We start from the raw sequence: 19,046 nt of genomic DNA, 5'->3' as shown, positions 1-19,046 counted from the left end.
CGGCGATGTCGAGTTTGTCGAGGGCGGCCTTGGCGCGGATGATGGCGGCGGAGTCGGTGGCCGTGACGCTGCGGGCTTCCAGTGCGGCGGCGGCACCGGCACCGTCCAGACGGTCCATGGTCACGTCGGCGGCAGTAGCGCTCTTGATCACCGCGGCATTGGTGTCTTCGTTGTCGACTTCATCCCAGCTCAGCATCGAAATTCTCCTTCCTGGTGCTTGACAAATAAGGGCATTCAGACTTCAAAGCATGTGAAAACTACATGATGTAGTGGTCACTTGCTTGGGTGGGCACACTATATGGTGTGTAACATCCTTGGTCAACGCACAAGAGGGTATCGATCGTCGCAGGGGGTATGAGCAAAAGTCACAGCCCCATGACTTTTAATGGTTACGGCCCTTTTCACGGCCAGTGCTAAAAAATCGCTCACCAGCTCCCCATAACAACAAAGAGCGTTTGCGATATGAAAGCACTTGATCTGTACATCGGCGAAGGCTTCGAAGGCCCGGGCGTCAACGCGGCCCACATCAATATTCTTATCGGCCCGCGCAACGGCCCCGCCGGCCAGGCATTCGCCAACAGCCTGGCGTCCCCCAGCCAGGGTCATTGCCCGTTCATGGTGATTGCCCAGCCGAACATTCCGGTCAAACCCATGACCCTGTATGTCAACAAGGCCGAAATCAGCAGCGACCTGCATGGCAACGCCACCTGGGGCGCCTCCCAGGCCGGTATTGCCAAGGCCGTGCTCGAAGCCCTGCTGGACGGCACCCTGCCGCCGGAAGCCGAAGACGAATGGGCCATCGTCACCGCCAACTGGGTCAACCCGGGCTGCGATGACCTCGATGCCGTCTACCTGAACAACTACAACGCCTGCCGCACCGCGATCCGCGCCGCCCTGACCGGCACGCCGTACACCGCGCAACTGGCCGACGTGGTCAACCACATCAGCAACCCGTTCTACACGCCAAAGGCCTGAGGAGATTCCCATGCAATACACTCGATTGGGCAACTCCGGCCTGCAAGTCTCGCGCCTGTGCCTGGGCACCATGAACATGGGCACCCCGGACTGGAAACCGTGGATCTTCGACGAAAAGCAAAGTGAGCCCATCGTCGCCCACGCCCTGGCCAACGGCGTCAATTTCATCGACCTGGCCGACTTCTACTCCGCCGGCGTCGGCGAAGAAGTGGTGGGGCGCATCCTCAAGCGCGTGGCGCGCCGCGACGACATCGTGGTTACCACCAAAGTCGGTTACGGCACCCGCAGCGGCCTCAATGCCAGCGGCCATTCGCGCAAGCACATCATGGACAGCATCGACTTGTCCTTGAGCCGCCTCGGCATGGATTACGTCGACGTGTTCATGCTGCATTACTTCGACGTGAACACCCCCGTCGAAGAAACCATGGGCGCCCTGAACGACATCGTGCGTTCCGGCAAGGCGCGCTACATCGGCGTGTCCACCATGCTCACCGGTCAACTCGCCAAGATCCTCATGGCCTGCGAGCGCAACGGTTGGGTCAAACCGATCAACATGCAGCTGCAACTGAACTGCGCCTATCGCGAAGAAGAGCGCGAAATGATCCCGTTCTGCCGTGACCAGGGCCTGGGCGTCTCGGTGTTCAGCCCGCTGGCCCGTGGCCTGCTCACCGGTGAAGTGCAGTCGACCCGCAACCAGACCGACTTCTTCACCCAGCAGATGTACAGCGACCAGGCGTCGTTCGACATTGCCCACTCGGTACAGCGCGTGGCCCGCACCCGTGGCGTGTCCAACGCGCAGATCGCCCAGGCCTGGGTGGCCAATCACCCGGGCGTGGACGTGATGCTGGTAGGCGCCGACACCACCGAGCAGTTCGACAGCGCACTGGCCGCCCTCGACACCCAACTGGACGCCGAAGAGCTGCACGAGCTGGAACGCAACTACACCCCGTGCGATGTGATCAACGACTACACCGCCGGCAAGCGCATCCTGCGTGAGGCTCGTCCGGGTCTGGACCGTTTCAACCTGACCGAGGCCGTGGCATGAATCCGCTGATCCGTACGGGCAATTACATCGATGGCCAATGGTCCGGCGGCGGCCCGACTTACCCCGTGTTCAACCCGGCCAATGGCGCGCTGATCGCCGATGTGCAGCGCGCTGCCGCCGAAGAAACCGACCTGGCCATCGCCGCCGCCAACCGTGCGTTGCCGGCCTGGCGCAAGCTCACGGCCAAGGAGCGCAGCCAGCGCCTCAAGCGCTGGAGCGAGCTGATGCTGAGCAACCAGAAGGACCTGGCCCACTTGCTCAGCCTGGAGCAGGGCAAACCGTTGGCCGAAGCCATGGGCGAAGTGGTCTACGCGGCAAGCTTCCTGGAGTGGTTCGGCGAAGAGGCCAAGCGTGCCTACGGTGACGTGATCCCCAGCCACAAGGCCGACGCGCGCATCATCGTGGTCAAGGAAGCCATCGGCGTGGTCGCGGCGATCACGCCGTGGAACTTCCCCCTGGCCATGGTCACCCGCAAGGTCGGCCCGGCGCTGGCGGCGGGCTGCACCATGATCCTCAAACCTTCGGAAGAGACGCCGCTGTCGGCTTTTGCCCTGGCGGTACTCGCCGAGCAGGCGGGCATCCCCGCGGGCGTGTTCAACATCGTCTCCGGCGACGCCGTGGCCATCGGTGGCGCGCTGCAAGCCTCCAGCGTGGTACGCAAGCTGTCGTTCACCGGCTCCACCCGCACCGGCAAGCTGCTGATGCGCCAGGCGGCAGACACCCTGAAAAAAGTCTCGCTGGAATTGGGCGGCAACGCGCCGTTCATTGTGTTCGACGACGCTGACCTGGATGCCGCCGTCAAAGGCGCCATGGCCTCCAAGTTCCGCAACACCGGGCAGACCTGTGTGTGCGTCAACCGCTTCTTTATTCAGGACGGCGTGTACGACGCGTTCACCCGCAAACTGGCCGAAGCGGTCAGCGCGATGCGTGTCGGCAGCGCCCTGGACGGCGACACCGAGCAAGGCCCGCTGATCAATGCCGCCGCGTTGGCCAAGGTCGAAGCCCATGTCGGCGATGCCTTGGAGAAGGGCGCCACGCTGTTGTGCGGTGGCCGTCGCCATGCGCTGGGCGGTACGTTCTTCGAACCGACCATCCTCACCGAAGCCCACGGCGACATGCTGATCGCCCAGGAAGAAACCTTCGGTCCGGTGGCTGCATGCTTCCGTTTCAAGGATGAAGCCGAAGTGCTGGCCCGCGCCAACGACACGCCGTTCGGGTTGTCCGCTTACTTCTACAGCCGTGATATCGGCCGCGTGTGGCGCATGGCCGAAGGCCTGGAAGCCGGCATGGTCGGCATCAACGAAGGCATCATCTCCACCGAAGTCGCGCCGTTTGGCGGCATCAAGGAATCGGGCCTGGGCCGCGAAGGCTCCAAGTACGGCCTGGAGGATTACCTGGAGATCAAATACCTGTTGATGGGCGGTCTCTAAGCCACCCGCGCCCAAACGACACTAAACCCCTGTGGGAGCTGGCTTGCCTGCGATAGCGGTCAGCCACCACCTCCATAACTGATGTACCGCTATCGCGGGCAAGCCCGCTCCCACATTTGGAGTGGGGCTTGTCTGTTGTTACTCCGTCAAGAAAAACAATATGGAGAACACCCATGACTGCTCAACCCGTCAAAATCGACGACCTGCCCATCGGCCGTTTTCACCTGAAAATCGCCGGCCTCACGTTTGGCGCGCATTTCACCGACGGCTATATCCTCGGCCTGATCGGTATCGCCTTCACCTTGCTCAGCCCACAGATGCAACTGGACGCGTTCTGGCAAGGCTTGATCGGTGCTTCGGCGCTGATCGGTCTGTTTCTGGGCAGCCTGTTTTTCGGCTGGATCTCCGACAGTCTCGGTCGGCAGAAAATCTTCCTGGTCAGCTTCGTGCTGATCACCCTGGCGTCGGTGATGCAGTTCTTTGTCGAGACCGCCACTGGCCTGTTGCTGTGTCGCATCCTGATCGGCATCGGTCTGGGCGGGGACTTCAGTGTCGGCCACGCCATGCTCGCCGAGTTTTCGCCGAAGAAACACCGGGGCGTGCTGCTGGGTTCGTTCAGCGTGATCTGGACCTTCGGCTACGTGGCGGCCACCTTCGTCGGTACCGCGATGCTCAGCCTGGGTGATGATGCCTGGCGCTGGATGCTGGCCTCGTCGGCGATTCCCGCCGGCCTGATCCTGCTGGCCCGTATCGGCACCCCGGAATCGCCGCGCTGGCTGGTCAACCGGGGGCGCGTTGCCGAAGCCCGGGCCATCGTCAGGAAGCACCTGGGGGAACACGTGGTGCTGGATGAAGAGCCCGCCGCACAAGTGCGTTCCGGCTACGGCGTGCTGTTCAGCCGTGAGTACCGCACGCGCACCGCGTTCAACTGCCTGTTCTTCGTGTGCATCGTGATGCCGTATTTCGCGATCTACACGTTCCTGCCGTCGATCCTGCAGAAAATGGGCTTGTCCCAAGGCTTCGGCACCGAGTTGCTGCTCAACCTGCTGCTGATCGTCGGTGCTCTGCTGGGTATCTGGTGCACAGTGAAGTTCTCGCGCCGGGGCTTTCTGATCAACTCGTTCATCATCCTTGCGGCGGCGCTGTTTCTGTTGGCGGTGTTGCCGGGCAGCCTGGCGTGGCTGATGGTGTTGACGTTCGGTGTGTTCACGTTGGTGTTGTCGGCGGTGAGCAACCTGGTGGGCGTGTTCCCGGCAGAAAGCTTTCCCACCGAAGTGCGCGCCAGCGGTATCGGCCTGGCCACGGCGGTGAGCCGGCTGGGGTCGGCGATCAGTACCTTCCTGTTGCCGGTAAGCGTGGCCGGGATCGGCTTGAGTCCGACCATGGGCATCCTCGCGGCGATCCTGGTATTTGGTGCGATCATCTCGTTTGCCTGGGCGCCGGAAACCAAGGCACTGACCTTGAGCCAGGCGTGCAAGGCCGAGGTGCCGCCGTTGTCAGGGGTTGCTGACCTGGCCCAACCACTGCGTAAACAACCGAACCTTGGATAACCCCTGTTTGTCCGTCGCCACATCCAGCCAATAGCCATACGGGCCGATCACTTCCACGGGGGTGATCGGCAGCAGGCTGCCATTGGCCAGTTCGCGCTCGATCATCTGGCGGTCGATCACCGCCAGTCCGCCGCCTGCCAGGGCGGTGTGGATCACCTGGTCCAGGGTGCTGAATTCCAAACCCTGGTCCGCATCGATATCGTCCCGGCCCATGGCCGCCAGCCAGTTCTCCCACACCTTCAAACGCTTGCCGTCGTGCAGGATATGCAGCAGCGGGTAACGTCGCAGGTCGGGCGGTTGGCCGTCGTGGAACAGCTCCGGGCTGGCCACGGCGATGTGGCGCTCCATCACCAGCAGCTCGCTGCGGCAATGCGGGTCCGGCTCCAGGCCGAAGCGAATCCGGCAGTCGATTTCCGCCAGGCTGTCGTGGCCGGCCTGGTGGGTGACGCTGAGGTTGATATCCGGGTAGCGCTCACAAAACCTGCGCAAGTGTGCCGACAACCAGCGCGTGGCCCAGGTCGGCGGCGCGACGATGCGCAGGCGCTGGCGCAGGTTGGGCACGCGTACGGCTTGCAGGGCGCGCTCGATATGGTCAAAGGCGTCGCTCAGGTGCGGGGACAGGGCAAAGCCGGCCTCGGTGAGCGACAGGCCCTGGGGCGTGCGGATGAAGAGGGCGACCCCCAGGTAGTCTTCCAATTGCTTGATCTGGCGACTGACCGCACCCTGGGTCACATTGAGGCCCACGGCGGCCTGGCTGAAACTGCGGTGGCGCGCGACTTCTTCGAAGACGCGGAGCATGTTGAGGGCGGGCAGGTGGCGCATCGATCGAATCCCTACGGTATTTTGTAGTGAGCGGGACAAGCCCGCTCACCACAAGGAGCAATGGCCTAGAAATAGTAACCGATGTTCATGTACAGCTGATTCTCCCACTGGTTACTGCCCCCAGCCCCCAAGCTCTGGGTATAGCTGCTGCCGCCGATGTACGGGTCGTTCTTGCCGATCAGCCATTCCGTGGCGATCCACAGTTTGCTGAACGAAAACGAGGTCCCCAGGATCACCCGCTGCGAGGTCTTGAAGTCGTTGTCGGACTTGTCGAAGGCGCTGTAGTTGGCATACAGCTTCACGCCGCTGATCTGGTCCCAGAGGTATTTGCCGCCCACGTCGTAGCTCAGGTCCGCCACGTACAGGTTGCCACGGCTGGCGACGTTGTAAGTGCCGTCGTAACCGCCCAGGGTCACCACGCCGTCGGTGCCTTCGTTGCGCGGTGACATCTGCTGGCGCGCCGCCTGCAATTGCAGGCCCCACGGGCCGTTCTTGCCCAGGTAGTGGATCGCCACGGCGTTGCGTCGGCCATCGTTGCCGGTGTCTTTGTTTTCCAGGGTGGAGGTCAGGCCCGACACGCCCACTTCGGACTTCCAGTCGCCCAGGTCCAGGGCCTTGGCCACGCGCAGGACCACGGTATTGCGTTCCTGGTTGTCACTGCCGTCGGCCACGTAGCTGTCGGCGCCGGAGACCACGCTGGAGTAGGTCACGCCTTTGCTGGTGCCCTTGCCTTGCCACGCGGGGCGCAGGTAGTAACCGGCCTGCACGTTCCAGTCACCGCTTTGCTGGATGTATTTGGCACCGACCTGTTGCACGTCTTCCAGGCCGATGACGTTGCCCAGGGTTTCGTAGAAGGTGCTGCCGAAGTAGGGCTGCAGGCCGAACGGCACGGTGTTCAAACCCACTTGCACCTGCTGGTCGGGGTTGAACTTGTAGCCGACCCAGGCGAACTTGGCGAACTGGATATCGCCGTAGTTCTTGGTGTACTGGTACGGGTAGGAGCGACCGTAGAAGCGGTACTGCGCCTCGCCGATCCAGCTGTCGGAGTTGTACTTGGCACTGAGGAACACCGTGTCCAGGCCGAACTTCTGGATGTCGCGGTCCGGGTCGTAGTCCCAGCGTGCACGGATGGCGCCGCCGAGGTCGAGGTTGTCGGTGACCTGCACCGCCATGGCCGGTGCCGCGAGGGCGCCGAGCACGGGAATGAGGGTGAAGTAACGCATCGTTGGTCGCATGGTTTTACTCTCGTTTTTAGTTTTTTTGGGCAACAGCAGCCCGTTGCCGCAGCGAACGCTGCGACGCGGGGAAAAGGGTTGGACTCAGTGAGCGGCGGGGCGTACCAGCTTCAAGGGCGGTCCGGCGGCGGGCAGTTCGGATGCGCCCGGAGCGGCCGCCAACAGCGCCTGGGTATAGGCATTTTGTGGGCGCAGCAGCACCTGTTCGGCGGTGCCGTACTCCACCACTTCGCCCTGGCGCATCACCGCGATGTGGTCGCTGATCTGCGCCGCCACACGCAGGTCGTGGGTGATGAACAGGATGCTCAGGTTCAGTTGCCGTTGCAGGTCGGCGAGCAGTTCCAGCACCTGTTTCTGCACCGACACATCCAGCGCCGACACGCTCTCATCGGCGATCAGCACTTCCGGGCGCATCGCCAGGGCACGGGCGATACCGATGCGCTGGCGCTGGCCGCCGGAGAACTGCCGGGGCTTGCGCTGCAAGGCATCACGCTTGAGCCCGACCTGCTCCAGCAAGTCGCCGGCCTCGGCCCAGGCATCCTTGGCCGACAAACCGCGCAACTGCGCGGCACGGGCGATGATGTCGCCGACGCGATGGCGCGGGTTGAGCGAGCCGTACGGGTCCTGAAAGATCATCTGGATGCGCCGCCGGTTGGCCGCCAGTGCCGAGCCTTGCAGCGCCAGGAAATCGGTATCGCCGACCCACACATGGCCGCTGTCGCTGTCCACCAGGCGAATGGCGGCCTTGACCAGGGTGCTCTTGCCTGAGCCCGACTCGCCGACAATCGCCAGCGTCTTGCCCCGTGGCAGGTTCAGCGACACATTGCGCAGTGCCGCCACCGCGCTGCCGCCGACGTTGTAGGTCTTGGTCAGGCGCTCGATACGCAGGGCCATTTCGCCATCGGCGCTCGGCGCGTGCAGTTCTGGGTGCAGCGCCGGTACCGCGGCGATCAGCTTGCGCGTGTAGGCATGGGCGGGAGCATTCAATACTTGATCACGTTCACCGATTTCCACCAGGCGGCCGCCTTCCATCACCGCGATACGGTCGGCAATCTGCGCGACCACGCCAAAGTCGTGGGTGATGAACAGAATGCCGTGCTGGCCACGCCCGCGCAGCTCGCGCACCAGCTTCAAGACCTGGGCCTGGGTGGTCACGTCGAGGGCAGTGGTGGGTTCGTCGGCGATCAGCAGGTCCGGGTTCATCGCCAGCGCCATGGCAATCACCACCCGTTGGCATTGGCCGCCGGACAGCTGGTGCGGGAAGCTATTGGCGATGCGCGGCGGGTCCGGCAGTTGGGTGGATTCGAGCAGCGCCAGCATGCGCTCGCGCCGTTCGACGGCGGGCATCTGCGGGGCATGGATATCGAAGATTTCTTCCACCTGTTTGCCAATGCGGATCGCCGGGTTCAGCGCCGCCATGGGTTCCTGGAAAATCATCGCGATGCGGTTGCCACGCAGCGCGCGCAGGCGGGTGTCGTCCAGCGTGCAGATGTCGTCACCGAGAAAGTCGATGACCCCGCTGGCATGCCGCAGGCCCTTGGCGTAATCGCCCATGATCGCGGCCGACAGCACGGACTTGCCCGAGCCGGACTCGCCGATCACGCAGAGAATTTCGCCCTTGCGCACGTCCAGGCTGATGCCGTGCACGGCATGGCTGCGGTCGGCACCCTTGGGCAGTTCGATGGACAGGTTGTCCACGCGCAATACGGTTTGATGGTTGCTCATGCTCAGCTCCTTGCGCCTTGCTGCGCGTGTTCATCCAGCCCGTCGGCGAGCAGGCTCAGGCCAAGCATGAGGGTGGAGATGGCGATGCACGGGAAGATCACCAGGTGCGGAAAGGTAATGGCCATGGCGCGACCATCGTTGATCATGCCGCCCCAGTCCGGGGTCGGCGGTGGCAGGCCCAGGCCCAGAAAGCCCAGGGCGCCGATCATGATCGCGGTGTAGCCGATGCGCAGGCAGAAGTCGACGATCAGCGGGCCGCCGCAGTTGGGCAGGATCTCCACCAGCATGATGCGCAGCGAACCTTCGCCCTGGGTGATGGCGCTGAGCACGTAGTCGCGTGAGCGGATGTCGATGGTCAGGGCGCGCATGATGCGAAAGATCGCCGGCGCGCTGGTGAAGGTCACCGCAATCAGGATGTTCAGCGCGGAGGCGCCGAGGGCGATGATGATCACGATGTACAGCACCAGCACCGGGAACGACAGCACCGTGTCGGCCACGTAGGACAGCAGCGCATCGACCCAGCCATTGAAGTAACCGGCGCACAGGCCCATGGCGATGCCCACGGCGAACGCGGTGAGGGTGGCCAGAATCGACCAGAACAGCACGGTGCGCGTGCCCCAGATCAGCCGCGAAAGGATGTCGCGGCCAATCATGTCGGTGCCCAGCAGGAAGCTGGCGCCGTCGTCGCCGGCGGTCAGTGGCGTGAGCAACGGCGTGAAGCTTTCCAGCGGGTCATGGGGTGCCAGCCACGGCGCGTAGAGGGCGATCAGCACCCAGCCGCCCACCAGCAGCAGGCCGAGCAGGGCCAGCGGGTGTTTGAAGGATTTGAGCAGGTTCATTGGCGGCCTCCGCCGAGACTGCGCAGGGTGATGCGCGGGTTGAGCCAGGTGTAGGCCAGGTCCGAGAAGATCTTGCTGATGCCCACCACCACACCGCTGATCATCGCGCAGGCTTCGATCAGGTAGACGTCATGGTTCAGCGACGCGGTGTAGAGCATCGAACCGAAGCCCTTGTAGGCGAAAAACACCTCGACCACGATCACGTTCGAGAGCAGCCACGGGATGTACAGCATGATCACCGTGACCGGCGCGATCAGCACGTTGCGCAGCGCATGGCGCAGCACGATACGAGTGGTGGACGCGCCCTTGAGCCGCGCGGTGCGGATGTACGGCGCCTGCATCACTTCCACCATGGAGGCGCGGGTAATCCGCGCCAGATAGCCGATGCCGAACAGGCACAGCACCATCAGCGGCAGCACCAGTTCCACCGCGTTGAAGCCGTCGCTCATGCTGCTCACGCCCGGCAGCCAGTTGAGCCAGAACACAAAGATCGCCGCGACGAACACCGCGCTGGCGAAGTCCGGAATCGACGTGGTGACGATCGACAGGAACGACACCAGCCGATCGATCGGCGAACCCTGGCGAATGCCCGCGAGTACACCCAGGGTCAAGGCCACCGGCACCATCACCAGCAGGGCCAGCCCGGCCAGGGTCAGGGTTTGCCACAGGTTGGGCAGCAGCAGCTTGAGCACCGGCTCACGGAAGTACACCGAGGTGCCCCAATCGCCGATCACGAAGTCTTTGAGCCACACCAGGTAGCGCCACACGAACGGTTGGTTGTAGCCGTGCTCCAGCAGCCAGGCGGCACGCTGGTCGGCGGCGGAATAGGGGCCGAGGACGTTGATTGCCACGTCTTCGATATTGAGTTCCAGGGCCAGGAACACAATCAGCGACACCGACAACAGAGTCGCCAGCAGCATCAGCACTTTGCGCAAGAGAAAATGAGCCATCAGGTACACACTCCGACGGAGGATGGAAAGTCTGCCCGCACGGGCGGGCAGGGTTGACTCAAACGCTCAACCAGACATTGCCCATCGGGTAGAAGTCGGAAGGGTGCACCTGGAACCCCTGCACCTTTTTGCTCACGGCGGTGAACTTGTCGCCCCAGAACGGCTGCACGATCACGCAGGCGTCTTGCAGGATTTGCTCGACGTTCTGCATGGCCACGGCGCGCTGCTTGGGATCGATAATGCCCATGGCCTTGTCCAGGGCGGCATCGAAGGCCGGGTCGCGGTAGTGGCTTTCGTTCCAGGCGCCGCCGCCGCGATAGGCCAGCTCCAGGGACATCACCCCGAGCGGACGGTGGGCCCAGTAAGTGAGGCTGAACGCGGCTTTGTCCCAGATCGGCCAGTACTGTGCCGCCGGCACCACTTTGAGGTTGATGCGAATGCCGGCTTCCAGGCAGTTCTGTTGCAGGATCTGCGCGCAGTCCTGTTCATAGCGGCCCTGGGTGTTGCCGACGATCAGGTCGATGTCCAGGCCATTGGGGAACCCGGCCTCGGCCAGCAGTTTTTTCGCTGCGGCCACGTCGCGCTCGCGTTTGGGCAACGGGAAGTATTCGGGGTGGGACGGCGCCACGTGGTGGTCCTCGCCCAGGGTGCCCATGCCGCGATAGGCCACCTTGAGCATCTGCGCGTTATCGGCGCACAGCACCACGGCCTTGCGGATGCGCAGGTCGGTGAACGGCTTCTGGTCGCAAGCCATGCGCATGACCACGGTCTGCGCGGATTTGCAGCTGAGCAGTTGCGCGCCGGGCAGGCGCTTGGCCAAGTCCAGTTCGGCCACGGTGACGCGGTACAGCACATCCACTTGCCCGGCTTGCAGGGCGGCGAGATGGGTGGATACGTCGGTGCCCATATCGATGTAGCGCAGCTCATCCAGATTGGCCGGTTTGCCCCAGTAATCGGCACGCTTGACGAAGGTCGCCTGCTTGTTCACCGCAAACGACACCAACTTGAACGGCCCGGTGGCCAGCGGGTTCTTGACCCAGTCATCCCCGGCCTTGAAGCTGCGGTGCACGATGGCGCAGGTGAAGGCGTTGAGCATTTCCGGGATCGCCAGAATCGGTCGCTTGAGGTGCAGGCGGAACTGGTAGTCGCTGACTTTTTCGAAGGCCTTGATGTCCTGGAACGCAGTGCGGTTGACCGACTTGGAGTCGGCAGCGATCCAGCGTTCGATGTTGTGTTGCACGTCGTCGACATTGAAGCTGTCGCCGTTGCTCCACTTCACGTCCTGGCGCAGGTTGAAGGTCCAGGTGGTGAGGTCGTCGGAAGGGCTCCAGCTCTCGGCCAGGTAGGGGTGGGTGATGTTGTCGGCGTCGACCCAGGTCAGGTATTCCAGGGAATTGCGCAGCAGGTTCGAGGCTTCGATCCAGGTGATCAGCATCGGGTCCTGGATTTCCTGGATCGCGCAGGCGAAACGCAGGCTGCCGCCTTGGCGGGCGGGCGTGCCGTCGGCGGCATGGGCGTCGCTGCCGAGCAAGGCTGCACCCATGAAGCTGGAGGCGCTGGCCACGGTGATGCCCAGCAGGGTGGCAGTGCGCAGGAACTGGCGGCGGTTGATCTGGCCCTGTTGCACCTGGGTGCACAGGTCGTTGACGGCGGGGTGCGGCACGGCGCCATCCAGGGTCGCCAAAACGTCGGAATCGGACATGGGGCTGCTCTCATGTTGTTTTTATTAGAGATGGCCGCAGTTTTGTCATCCGCGCAAAGATCGACAAACGATAAATTCAGCGGTGAAACGTTCCTTAAATGCATGTTAGTCGGCGTGAAGGGGCCAAGGGGTCGAAACAGACGGGTCGGTAGATACAAAAAATCATGTTGGCTAGGAAATTTCCTACAGATCGTGGGATGCTTGGCACCTCGTCAGTGGCCTTCGAGTGCTCTTCATGAAACGCAAAATGCCCGGTCTCAACGCCCTCAAAGCCTTCGAAGTGGCCGGCAGCACCGGCAGTTTTACCCGGGCAGCGGAACTGTTGAACGTCACCCAGAGCGCGGTCAGCCGCCAGGTTCGCCAATTGGAAGAACAACTGGGCGAGAACCTGCTGGAGCGGCGCCATCACCACCTCGAGCTGACCAGCGCGGGCCGGGTACTGTTACGGGCCTTGCATCAGTCGTTCGACAAGATCGAGCTGACGGTGCGCAGCATTCAGCAGAAAACCCATACCAACCGCCTGCACGTCAACGCGCCCCCGACGTTCACCAGCCGCTGGTTGATGCCGCGCCTGGGGCGTCTGCGCGAGGCGCATCCGGAGTTGGAGTTGAGCATCACCACCTGCCTGCAGGACAGCCTTGCGCAGACCAGCACCCTCGATTGTGCGATCCGGTTTGGCAACGGTGAGTGGGATGGGTTGGACAGTTCGCTGTTGGTGCAGGAGCGGCATATCGCGGTGTGCGCGCCGTCGTTGTATGCCCGTGAGTGCACTGACGAGGGCGTCGACCTTAACCGCATGACATTGCTGCATGTGCTGGCCAGCGAGGACCAGCGCTATCTCACCTGGAAGCACTGGCTGGATGCGGCGCGGATCCAGGGGGTGGACACGCAGGGCGGGTACGAATTCGACCTGTTGGACCTGGCTATCCGGGCTGCCACCGATGGGCTGGGAATCACGATTGCCGACTGGCATATGGTGGCGGCGGAGTTGGCGTCAGGGCAGTTGACCCAGGTGCTCAATGTGCATGTGGATGGGCATCAGTCCTACTGGCTGGTGACCCGGCCGGAGCAGACGGATACACCGCAATTGCAGGTGTTCAGTCAGTGGTTGCAGGAGGAAATCTGGTTGGCGCAGCGGCAGTTGGAGCCTTCTACAGCGGTCAACTGACTCCCACAGGGGAGTGGCAGTGGTGGGAAAAACGCCGTCAGCAGGGCCATCGCGCCGGGCATTTTCTCACCAACAATAGAGATTCAATGTGGGAGCGGGCTTGCTCGCGAAGACGTCGGCACAGTCGATAGAGATGTCGACTGCCCCAGCGCTTTCGCAGCCTCGCCGGGGCTCGACAGCTCCCACAGGGGTCTTGCAGTGGTTGGAAAAACGCCGTCAGCAGGGCCATCGCGCCGGATACTTTCTCTCCAACCATAGAGCTCCAATGTGGGAGCGGGCTTGTCGGGTCGCCGCATCGCCGCGAAGACGTCGGCACAGCCAATCAAGATGTCGCCTGACCCCCCGTCTTCGTAGCCTCGCTGGGGCTCGACAACTCCCACAGGGGAGTGGCAGTGGTGGGAAAAACGCCGTCAGCAGGGCCGTCGTGTCGGGCATTTTCTCACCAACAATAGAGAACCCCTGTGGGAGCTGGCTTGCCTGCGATAGCTGCGGCACTGCTAACACAGATGCCACCTGACCCTCCGCTTTCGCAGCCTCGCCGGGGCTCGACAGCTCCCACAGGGTCTTGCAGTGGTTGGAAAAACGCCGTCAGCAGGGCCATCGCGTCGGGCACGTTCTTGCCAACAAAAGAACTCCAATGTGGGAGCTGGCTTGCCTGCGATAGCTGCTGCACTGCTAACACAGATGCCACCTGACCCACCGCCTTCGCAGCCTCGCCGGGGCTCGACAGCTCCCACAGGGGTCTTGCAGCGACTGGAAAAACGCTGCCAACAAGGCCGTCGCGCCGGGCACTTTCTCGCTTACAACTGAATTTTGATCTGGGCACACAAGCCGCCCTCCGGGCGGTTGCTCAAGGTCAGCGAGCCGCCAATCGCCACGGCCAGTTGTTGGGCGATGGCCAGGCCCAGGCCGGTGCCGCCGGTGCCACGGTTGCGTGAGCTTTCGACGCGGTAGAAAGGTTGCAGCACTTGCTTGAGTTCGTCCTCGGCAATGCCGGGACCACGGTCGAGGACTTTGATCGAGAGTTCGCCATGGGCCGTGGAGCCGACTTCCAGTTGGGCGGAGCCGGCGAATTTCAAGGCGTTGTCCACCAGGTTGACCAGCACTCGCCGCAGGGCGTGGGGGCGGGTGTCGAGGATGACGGCGCTTCTGCCGGTGAGACTGACCTGTTTTTGCATGTCCTGGTAGTCGAATACCAGGCTGTCGAGGAAGGCGTCCAGGTCGATGCGGTGGCTCGCTTCGGTGGCGCCGTGCACGCTGCGCGCATAGGCCACGCCTTCACGCACCAGGTGTTCCATTTCGCCGAGGTCGCTCCAGAGCTTTTCCCGGTCGGCGGACTCTTCCATGAATTCGGCACGCAGTTTCATGCGGGTGATCGGCGTTTGCAGGTCGTGGGAAATGGCCGCCAGAATCTGCATGCGTTCCTTGAGGTATTCGGCGATGCGCTTTTGCATTTCGTTGAACGCGGCGGCGGCGTGGGCCACTTCGGTCGGGCCTTTTTCGTCCAGTGGCGTGGGGTGCGCGTTGGGGTCGAGGGTTTCCACGGCCCGCGCCAGACGCGTGAGCGGTCGGATCGCCAGGCGTACGGCCATCCAGGTGCAGCCGAGCAACAGCGCCAGTTGCAGCACCAGCACCACCGGTAGCCAGTAGGCCACGGGCAGCGGGGCAGGGCGTACATCGATGGTGAGCGGACTGCCGTCGCCCAGGGTCAGGTGAGCCTGAAAGTGCTTCTGCAAGCCCGGAATGTTGCGGAAAGTCAGGGTGTAGTGTTCGCCCAGGGCCTCGGCAATGGAGGTGGCCGCCATGGGTACGTCATCGCTGCTCAACGGTTCGCCGGGCTCGCCGACGTCAAGCAGGTAGCGGTAGTTCTGCCGGTCGATGCGCGTCAGCCAGTCGGCGCGTTCGTTGGCGGGCAGGCGGTCGAGGATCGCCACCGAGGTCGCCACGTCGCTTTCCAGATTGCCGAGCATCACCGTGCGGGCGGTGACGTAGCGCTCGTAGAACTGCGCACTGAAAGACAAACCATGGGCGCAGACCAGGCTGATCAGAAAGATCAGCGACAGCTGCGAGGCCAGGGTGCGCGGCCAGCCAAATCTTGGTTTCAAACGTGAGGTCATTGCTCGGCCCCGAGGATTTCCACCGCCAGGGAGAACACATAGCCTTCGCTGCGTACGGTCTTGATGTAGGCCGGTTCGCGGGCGTCGTCCAGCAGCCGTTGGCGCAGGCGGCTCACCAGCAGATCGATGGAGCGGTCGAACAGATCGGCGTCGCGGCCCTGGGTGAGGTTGAGCAACTGGTCACGGTTGAGCACACGCTGGGGATGGTCGAGGAACACCCGCAACAAGCGGTATTCGGCACCGCTCAGGGCGACGAGGGTGTCGTCTTCGTCGAGCAGGTGGCGGGCGGTGGTGTCCAGGCGCCAGCGGCCAAAGCGAATCAGGCGACCGGTCTCGCTGACCACCAGGTTGGGTGGCAGCATGCGGGTGCGGCGCAGCACGGCGTTGATGCGCGCGAGCAGTTCGCGGGCGGCGAAGGGTTTGACCAGGTAATCGTCGGCACCCATTTCCAGGCCGATGATGCGGTCGGTTTCATCGTTGCGTGCAGTCAGCATCAGCACCGGCGTGGCCTTGTGTTTGCCGACCCGCAATTCGCGGCACAGCTGCAGGCCATCGTCGCCGGGCATCATGATGTCGAGCACGATCAGGTCCACCGGGGTGGTCTCGAGAAAGCTGCGCATCTGCCGGCCATCAGCCACCACGGTGGTGCGCATGCCGTTCTTTTTCAGGTAGTTGCCGACCAGTTCGCGGATCTCTCGGTCGTCATCGACGATCAGGATGTGATCGACATGATCCATGTTGCGTTCCTCAATAAGTAGTCATTGCTGCGCAGTCTAGCCACTGCCCGAGGCGTTGCCTTGTGCCCTTTGTATTGCAGTGTATCTGGCTGTGAGGAGATACACGACGAATCAAAAAAGCCGCTGAGAGGCCGGTTTGAGGCGATTCCAGTGGTGAAGTGCTGTTATTAAACGAGTTATGTACTAATGAATTTTTAATATTTCTAGTTATATGTGCGGCTGGGTAAAGTCACCCTCACTTTCTTTATCCCGCCGCCGGAAACTCGTTCATGAACCGTCCCCTCGGGCAGCCCACGCCGGTCCTCACGTTGCCCCAGGGTGAAAAGGACCCGCTGTCGATCCGCGCCAAGGCCCTGGTGTTTTCCGACCCGCGCTCGTTGCAACTGCTCGATTACCTCAAGCGCGTCGGCCCCAGCGAGGCGCCGGTGCTGATCAATGGCGAGACCGGTACCGGCAAGGAACTGGTGGCGCGCTACATCCACAGCGCCAGCGGGCGTACCGGCGCATTCGTGCCGGTGAACTGCGGCGCCATCAGTGAAAACCTGGCGGAGAGCGAATTCTTCGGCCATGAAGCCGGTTCGTTTTCCGGTGCTTCAGGACGGCGAATCGGCTGGTTCGAAGAGGCTGACGGCGGTACGTTGTTCCTCGATGAAATCGGCGACCTGCCGCTGCCTTTGCAGGTGAAGTTGCTGCGGGTGTTGCAGGAGCAGGAAGTGGTGCGCGTGGGCTCGCGCAAGCCGATCAAGATCAATATCCGCCTGGTGACCGCCACCAACATCGACCTGGAACAGGCGGTAGAGGCCGGCAATTTTCGCCTCGATCTGTTCTACCGCATCAACGTGGCGCAGGTGCAGGTCCTGCCCTTGCGCGAGCGGCCGTTGGACATTCTGCCGCTGGTGGAGCACTTCCGTCGGCTGTACAGCGCCAGGCTGAAAATCGCCGAGCCGATGCTCTCCGAATCCGCCACCCAGGCGCTGCTCGACTACCCGTGGCCGGGCAATATCCGCGAGCTGGAAAACGTGGTGCACCTGGCATTGCTGGTGGCGGGCGACAAACCGATCATGCCCAATCACCTGAAGTTTTCCGCCGGGCTGAGTGCGTTGCACGCCAGCGCCAACAGTGCAGCGCCGCGCATCCCTCAGGAAGTGATCCGCGAGCAATTGCTGCGTTTGTTCGAGGTGCCGGGCGACACGCTGCTGCATGATATTGAAGACTTGATCGTGCGCGAGGCGTTTGCGTTCTGTGGTTTCAACCAGCTGCGCACGGCAGACCTTTTGGGGATCACCCGCAATGCCATGCGCACGCTGTTGGTCAACCACGGGATGCTCAAGGGCCGCGCGAAGCCTTGACCAGCAGCGCCTCGAACACCCGCTGCGCCCGGGGTTCATCGCTGTGGGCCACGTTGAACCGCATCGAGTCGCGATGGGCGGGGTCGTAGCCGAACAGGGCGCCCGGTGCCAGGACCATGCTGCGTTTCAAGGCTTCCTGCGCCAGCAGTTCACCGTTGACCCCCGGCGGCAGGCGCGCCCAGATAAACATCCCACCCTCATAGGCCATCGGCAATTCGCAGCCGCAGCGCTTGAGCCATTGCTCGACGCGCCCGCCGGATTCCATCAGGCGTTGCACCATGCGTTTGCGGTGCTTGGCGTAGCTGCCTTCGCTGAGCATGCGGTAGACGATCTGCTCGAACAGCTCTGAGGTCACGCCGCCGCTCATCAGCTTCATGTTGGTCAGGTTGGCCGCCAGTTGCGGTGCGGCCACCACGTAGCTGACGCGGCTGTTGGCGCTGAGGATCTTGGAAAAGCCTGACAGATACGTGACCTGTTCCAGCCCGGCCAGAGCCGCCAGGCGTGGTGGCGGGTTGGGGTGCAGGTCGCCGTAGAGGTCATCCTCGACGATATGGCAGTGATACTGCTGGGTCAGTTGCAGCAGGCGAAAGGCCTGGCTGGGGCTGAAGGAATGGCCGGTGGGGTTGTGCAGCACGCTGGTGGTCAGGTACAGGCTGGGGCGATGCTCGGCCAGGCGCTGTTCGAGGGCGGCGAAGTCGAAGCCGTCGGGTCGGCGCTCGATGGTCACGACCTTGACCCCGTGCAGGGCCAGGTTGGCGTGGAAGTTGAAATAGCACGGCGCGTCCAGCAGTACCGTGTCGCCGGGGCGCGCCAGCAGGCGCATGAGCATGTCCAGGCCCTGCACCGTGTTGGGGGTGGTGATGATTTGTTCCACCGGCACTGACAGGCCTTCGCCATGCAGCTTCTGTTGCAGGGCCTGGCGCAGCGGTAACAGCCCGGCCGGCGTGCCCAGCCCGGCGATGCGCAGCGAGGGCGCGCGCACCACGCTGCGCATGGCCTGGCGGATGGCTTCGCCGTTGAGCCAGGCTTCCGGCAAGTGGCCGCCGCCGGGGCGCAGCTCGCCGCCGGCGGTGACCAGCGGGCGACGTAATACGCTGAGCAGGTCCTGGGGCAGCAGGTCGACCCAGGTCACCGACGCCGGGCGGGTCGAGTCCATCGCCACGAAGTAACCCCGGCCCTGGCTCGACGTGAGCAGGTTGCGCCCGCGCAAGCGGTCCAGCGCTTCGTTGAGGGTGAACTTGCTCACGCCCAGCACCTCGGTCAATTCCCGCACCGACGGCAACTTGCTGCCGGGCGCCCAGTCGCCGTTTTCGATGGCGTGGCTGAACGCCTCGACGATCTGTTGGACCTTGGGGGTGCCTTCCTGAAAGGCGATGGGGGATACAAACATAAACCGTCCTTG

15 protein-coding genes and 1 pseudogene are annotated in these 19,046 nt (G+C 63.2%); 6 read left to right on the top strand and 10 right to left on the bottom strand.

The annotated features are described in order from the left end of the window. Window positions 1-196: pseudogene (locus tag ACW9IB_RS17770) on the bottom strand (ribonucleotide-diphosphate reductase subunit beta); the annotation flags it as partial. A gap of 266 nt (window positions 197-462) precedes the next feature. Between ACW9IB_RS17770 and fae the strand changes: the two are divergent. The 4 genes from fae (at window position 463) to ACW9IB_RS17750 (ending at window position 5,000) form a co-directional block, all read left to right on the top strand. Next, the gene (gene fae, locus ACW9IB_RS17765) at window positions 463-975 is read left to right on the top strand and encodes a formaldehyde-activating enzyme (protein ID WP_016974617.1); all 513 of its coding nucleotides are present in this window, start codon (window positions 463-465) and stop codon (window positions 973-975) included. A gap of 10 nt (window positions 976-985) precedes the next feature. Beyond that, complete coding sequence (locus ACW9IB_RS17760) at window positions 986-2,020, top strand: aldo/keto reductase (protein WP_457414708.1); 1,035 nt, start codon at window positions 986-988, stop codon at window positions 2,018-2,020. After that, the gene (locus ACW9IB_RS17755; protein ID WP_457414707.1) at window positions 2,017-3,450 is read left to right on the top strand and encodes an NAD-dependent succinate-semialdehyde dehydrogenase; all 1,434 of its coding nucleotides are present in this window, start codon (window positions 2,017-2,019) and stop codon (window positions 3,448-3,450) included. Before ACW9IB_RS17760 ends, ACW9IB_RS17755 begins: the two co-directional genes overlap by 4 nt. 173 nt (window positions 3,451-3,623) lie before the next feature. Continuing rightward, the gene (locus ACW9IB_RS17750) at window positions 3,624-5,000 is read left to right on the top strand and encodes an MFS transporter (protein WP_457369124.1); all 1,377 of its coding nucleotides are present in this window, start codon (window positions 3,624-3,626) and stop codon (window positions 4,998-5,000) included. On the opposite strand, the gene ACW9IB_RS17745 is transcribed toward ACW9IB_RS17750, so the two are convergent. The 6 genes from ACW9IB_RS17745 to ACW9IB_RS17720 all read right to left on the bottom strand — a co-directional run bounded on the left by ACW9IB_RS17745 (window position 4,947) and on the right by ACW9IB_RS17720 (window position 12,273). Beyond that, window positions 4,947-5,822: a LysR substrate-binding domain-containing protein gene (locus tag ACW9IB_RS17745; RefSeq protein ID WP_457414706.1), complete on the bottom strand. Its 876-nt coding sequence runs from the start codon at window positions 5,820-5,822 to the stop codon at window positions 4,947-4,949. The genes ACW9IB_RS17750 and ACW9IB_RS17745 overlap by 54 nt on opposite strands. A 65-nt stretch (window positions 5,823-5,887) precedes the next feature. Beyond that, window positions 5,888-7,057: a hypothetical protein gene (locus ACW9IB_RS17740; protein ID WP_457414705.1), complete on the bottom strand. Its 1,170-nt coding sequence runs from the start codon at window positions 7,055-7,057 to the stop codon at window positions 5,888-5,890. Between the two features lie 84 nt (window positions 7,058-7,141). After that, window positions 7,142-8,782 (bottom strand): dipeptide ABC transporter ATP-binding protein, encoded by a 1,641-nt coding sequence (locus ACW9IB_RS17735; protein ID WP_457414704.1) that lies wholly within the window; start codon window positions 8,780-8,782, stop codon window positions 7,142-7,144. Between the two features lie 2 nt (window positions 8,783-8,784). After that, window positions 8,785-9,621: an ABC transporter permease gene (locus ACW9IB_RS17730; RefSeq protein WP_457414702.1), complete on the bottom strand. Its 837-nt coding sequence runs from the start codon at window positions 9,619-9,621 to the stop codon at window positions 8,785-8,787. Then, entirely contained in the window at window positions 9,618-10,571 is a 954-nt protein-coding gene (locus ACW9IB_RS17725; RefSeq protein WP_457414701.1) for an ABC transporter permease, read from the bottom strand. Before ACW9IB_RS17725 ends, ACW9IB_RS17730 begins: the two co-directional genes overlap by 4 nt. Window positions 10,572-10,629: 58 nt before the next feature. Continuing rightward, entirely contained in the window at window positions 10,630-12,273 is a 1,644-nt protein-coding gene (locus ACW9IB_RS17720; protein WP_457414700.1) for an ABC transporter substrate-binding protein, read from the bottom strand. Between the two features lie 235 nt (window positions 12,274-12,508). Between ACW9IB_RS17720 and ACW9IB_RS17715 the strand changes: the two genes are divergently transcribed. Beyond that, window positions 12,509-13,441, top strand: a complete 933-nt coding sequence (locus ACW9IB_RS17715; protein ID WP_457369131.1) for a LysR substrate-binding domain-containing protein — start codon at window positions 12,509-12,511, stop codon at window positions 13,439-13,441. An 800-nt stretch (window positions 13,442-14,241) separates the two neighbouring features. On the opposite strand, the gene ACW9IB_RS17710 is transcribed toward ACW9IB_RS17715, so the two are convergent. Both ACW9IB_RS17710 and ACW9IB_RS17705 read right to left on the bottom strand, forming a co-directional pair. Beyond that, a complete protein-coding gene (locus ACW9IB_RS17710; protein ID WP_457414698.1) occupies window positions 14,242-15,558 on the bottom strand; it encodes an ATP-binding protein in 1,317 nt (438 codons plus the stop codon). Next, window positions 15,555-16,295, bottom strand: a complete 741-nt coding sequence (locus tag ACW9IB_RS17705) for a response regulator (RefSeq protein WP_457414696.1) — start codon at window positions 16,293-16,295, stop codon at window positions 15,555-15,557. The genes ACW9IB_RS17710 and ACW9IB_RS17705 overlap by 4 nt, the downstream gene beginning before the upstream one ends. 269 nt (window positions 16,296-16,564) lie before the next feature. Between ACW9IB_RS17705 and ACW9IB_RS17700 the strand changes: the two genes are divergently transcribed. Continuing rightward, entirely contained in the window at window positions 16,565-17,644 is a 1,080-nt protein-coding gene (locus tag ACW9IB_RS17700; protein ID WP_457367532.1) for a sigma-54 interaction domain-containing protein, read from the top strand. Here ACW9IB_RS17700 and ACW9IB_RS17695 read toward each other — a convergent pair. Next, entirely contained in the window at window positions 17,622-19,034 is a 1,413-nt protein-coding gene (locus ACW9IB_RS17695) for an aminotransferase-like domain-containing protein (RefSeq protein ID WP_457414693.1), read from the bottom strand. The two genes, ACW9IB_RS17700 and ACW9IB_RS17695, sit on opposite strands and share 23 nt — an antisense overlap. Window positions 19,035-19,046: the final 12 nt, after the last annotated feature.

It is taken from the genome of Pseudomonas sp. SDO524_S393 (assembly GCF_054071875.1).
This window is presented reverse-complemented; position numbering and strand designations above follow the sequence as displayed.

Excerpts from the sequence above, each read along its gene's own strand:
- fae (WP_016974617.1), top strand. The coding sequence starts at position 463 with ATGAAAGCACTTGATCTGTACATCGGCGAAGGCTTCGAAGGCCCGGGC.
- ACW9IB_RS17760 (WP_457414708.1), top strand. The coding sequence starts at position 986 with ATGCAATACACTCGATTGGGCAACTCCGGCCTGCAAGTCTCGCGCCTG.
- ACW9IB_RS17755 (WP_457414707.1), top strand. The coding sequence starts at position 2,017 with ATGAATCCGCTGATCCGTACGGGCAATTACATCGATGGCCAATGGTCC.
- ACW9IB_RS17750 (WP_457369124.1), top strand. The coding sequence starts at position 3,624 with ATGACTGCTCAACCCGTCAAAATCGACGACCTGCCCATCGGCCGTTTT.
- ACW9IB_RS17745 (WP_457414706.1), bottom strand. The coding sequence starts at position 5,822 with ATGCGCCACCTGCCCGCCCTCAACATGCTCCGCGTCTTCGAAGAAGTC.
- ACW9IB_RS17740 (WP_457414705.1), bottom strand. The coding sequence starts at position 7,057 with ATGCGACCAACGATGCGTTACTTCACCCTCATTCCCGTGCTCGGCGCC.
- ACW9IB_RS17735 (WP_457414704.1), bottom strand. The coding sequence starts at position 8,782 with ATGAGCAACCATCAAACCGTATTGCGCGTGGACAACCTGTCCATCGAA.
- ACW9IB_RS17730 (WP_457414702.1), bottom strand. The coding sequence starts at position 9,621 with ATGAACCTGCTCAAATCCTTCAAACACCCGCTGGCCCTGCTCGGCCTG.
- ACW9IB_RS17725 (WP_457414701.1), bottom strand. The coding sequence starts at position 10,571 with ATGGCTCATTTTCTCTTGCGCAAAGTGCTGATGCTGCTGGCGACTCTG.
- ACW9IB_RS17720 (WP_457414700.1), bottom strand. The coding sequence starts at position 12,273 with ATGTCCGATTCCGACGTTTTGGCGACCCTGGATGGCGCCGTGCCGCAC.
- ACW9IB_RS17715 (WP_457369131.1), top strand. The coding sequence starts at position 12,509 with ATGAAACGCAAAATGCCCGGTCTCAACGCCCTCAAAGCCTTCGAAGTG.
- ACW9IB_RS17710 (WP_457414698.1), bottom strand. The coding sequence starts at position 15,558 with ATGACCTCACGTTTGAAACCAAGATTTGGCTGGCCGCGCACCCTGGCC.
- ACW9IB_RS17705 (WP_457414696.1), bottom strand. The coding sequence starts at position 16,295 with ATGGATCATGTCGATCACATCCTGATCGTCGATGACGACCGAGAGATC.
- ACW9IB_RS17700 (WP_457367532.1), top strand. The coding sequence starts at position 16,565 with ATGAACCGTCCCCTCGGGCAGCCCACGCCGGTCCTCACGTTGCCCCAG.
- ACW9IB_RS17695 (WP_457414693.1), bottom strand. The coding sequence starts at position 19,034 with ATGTTTGTATCCCCCATCGCCTTTCAGGAAGGCACCCCCAAGGTCCAA.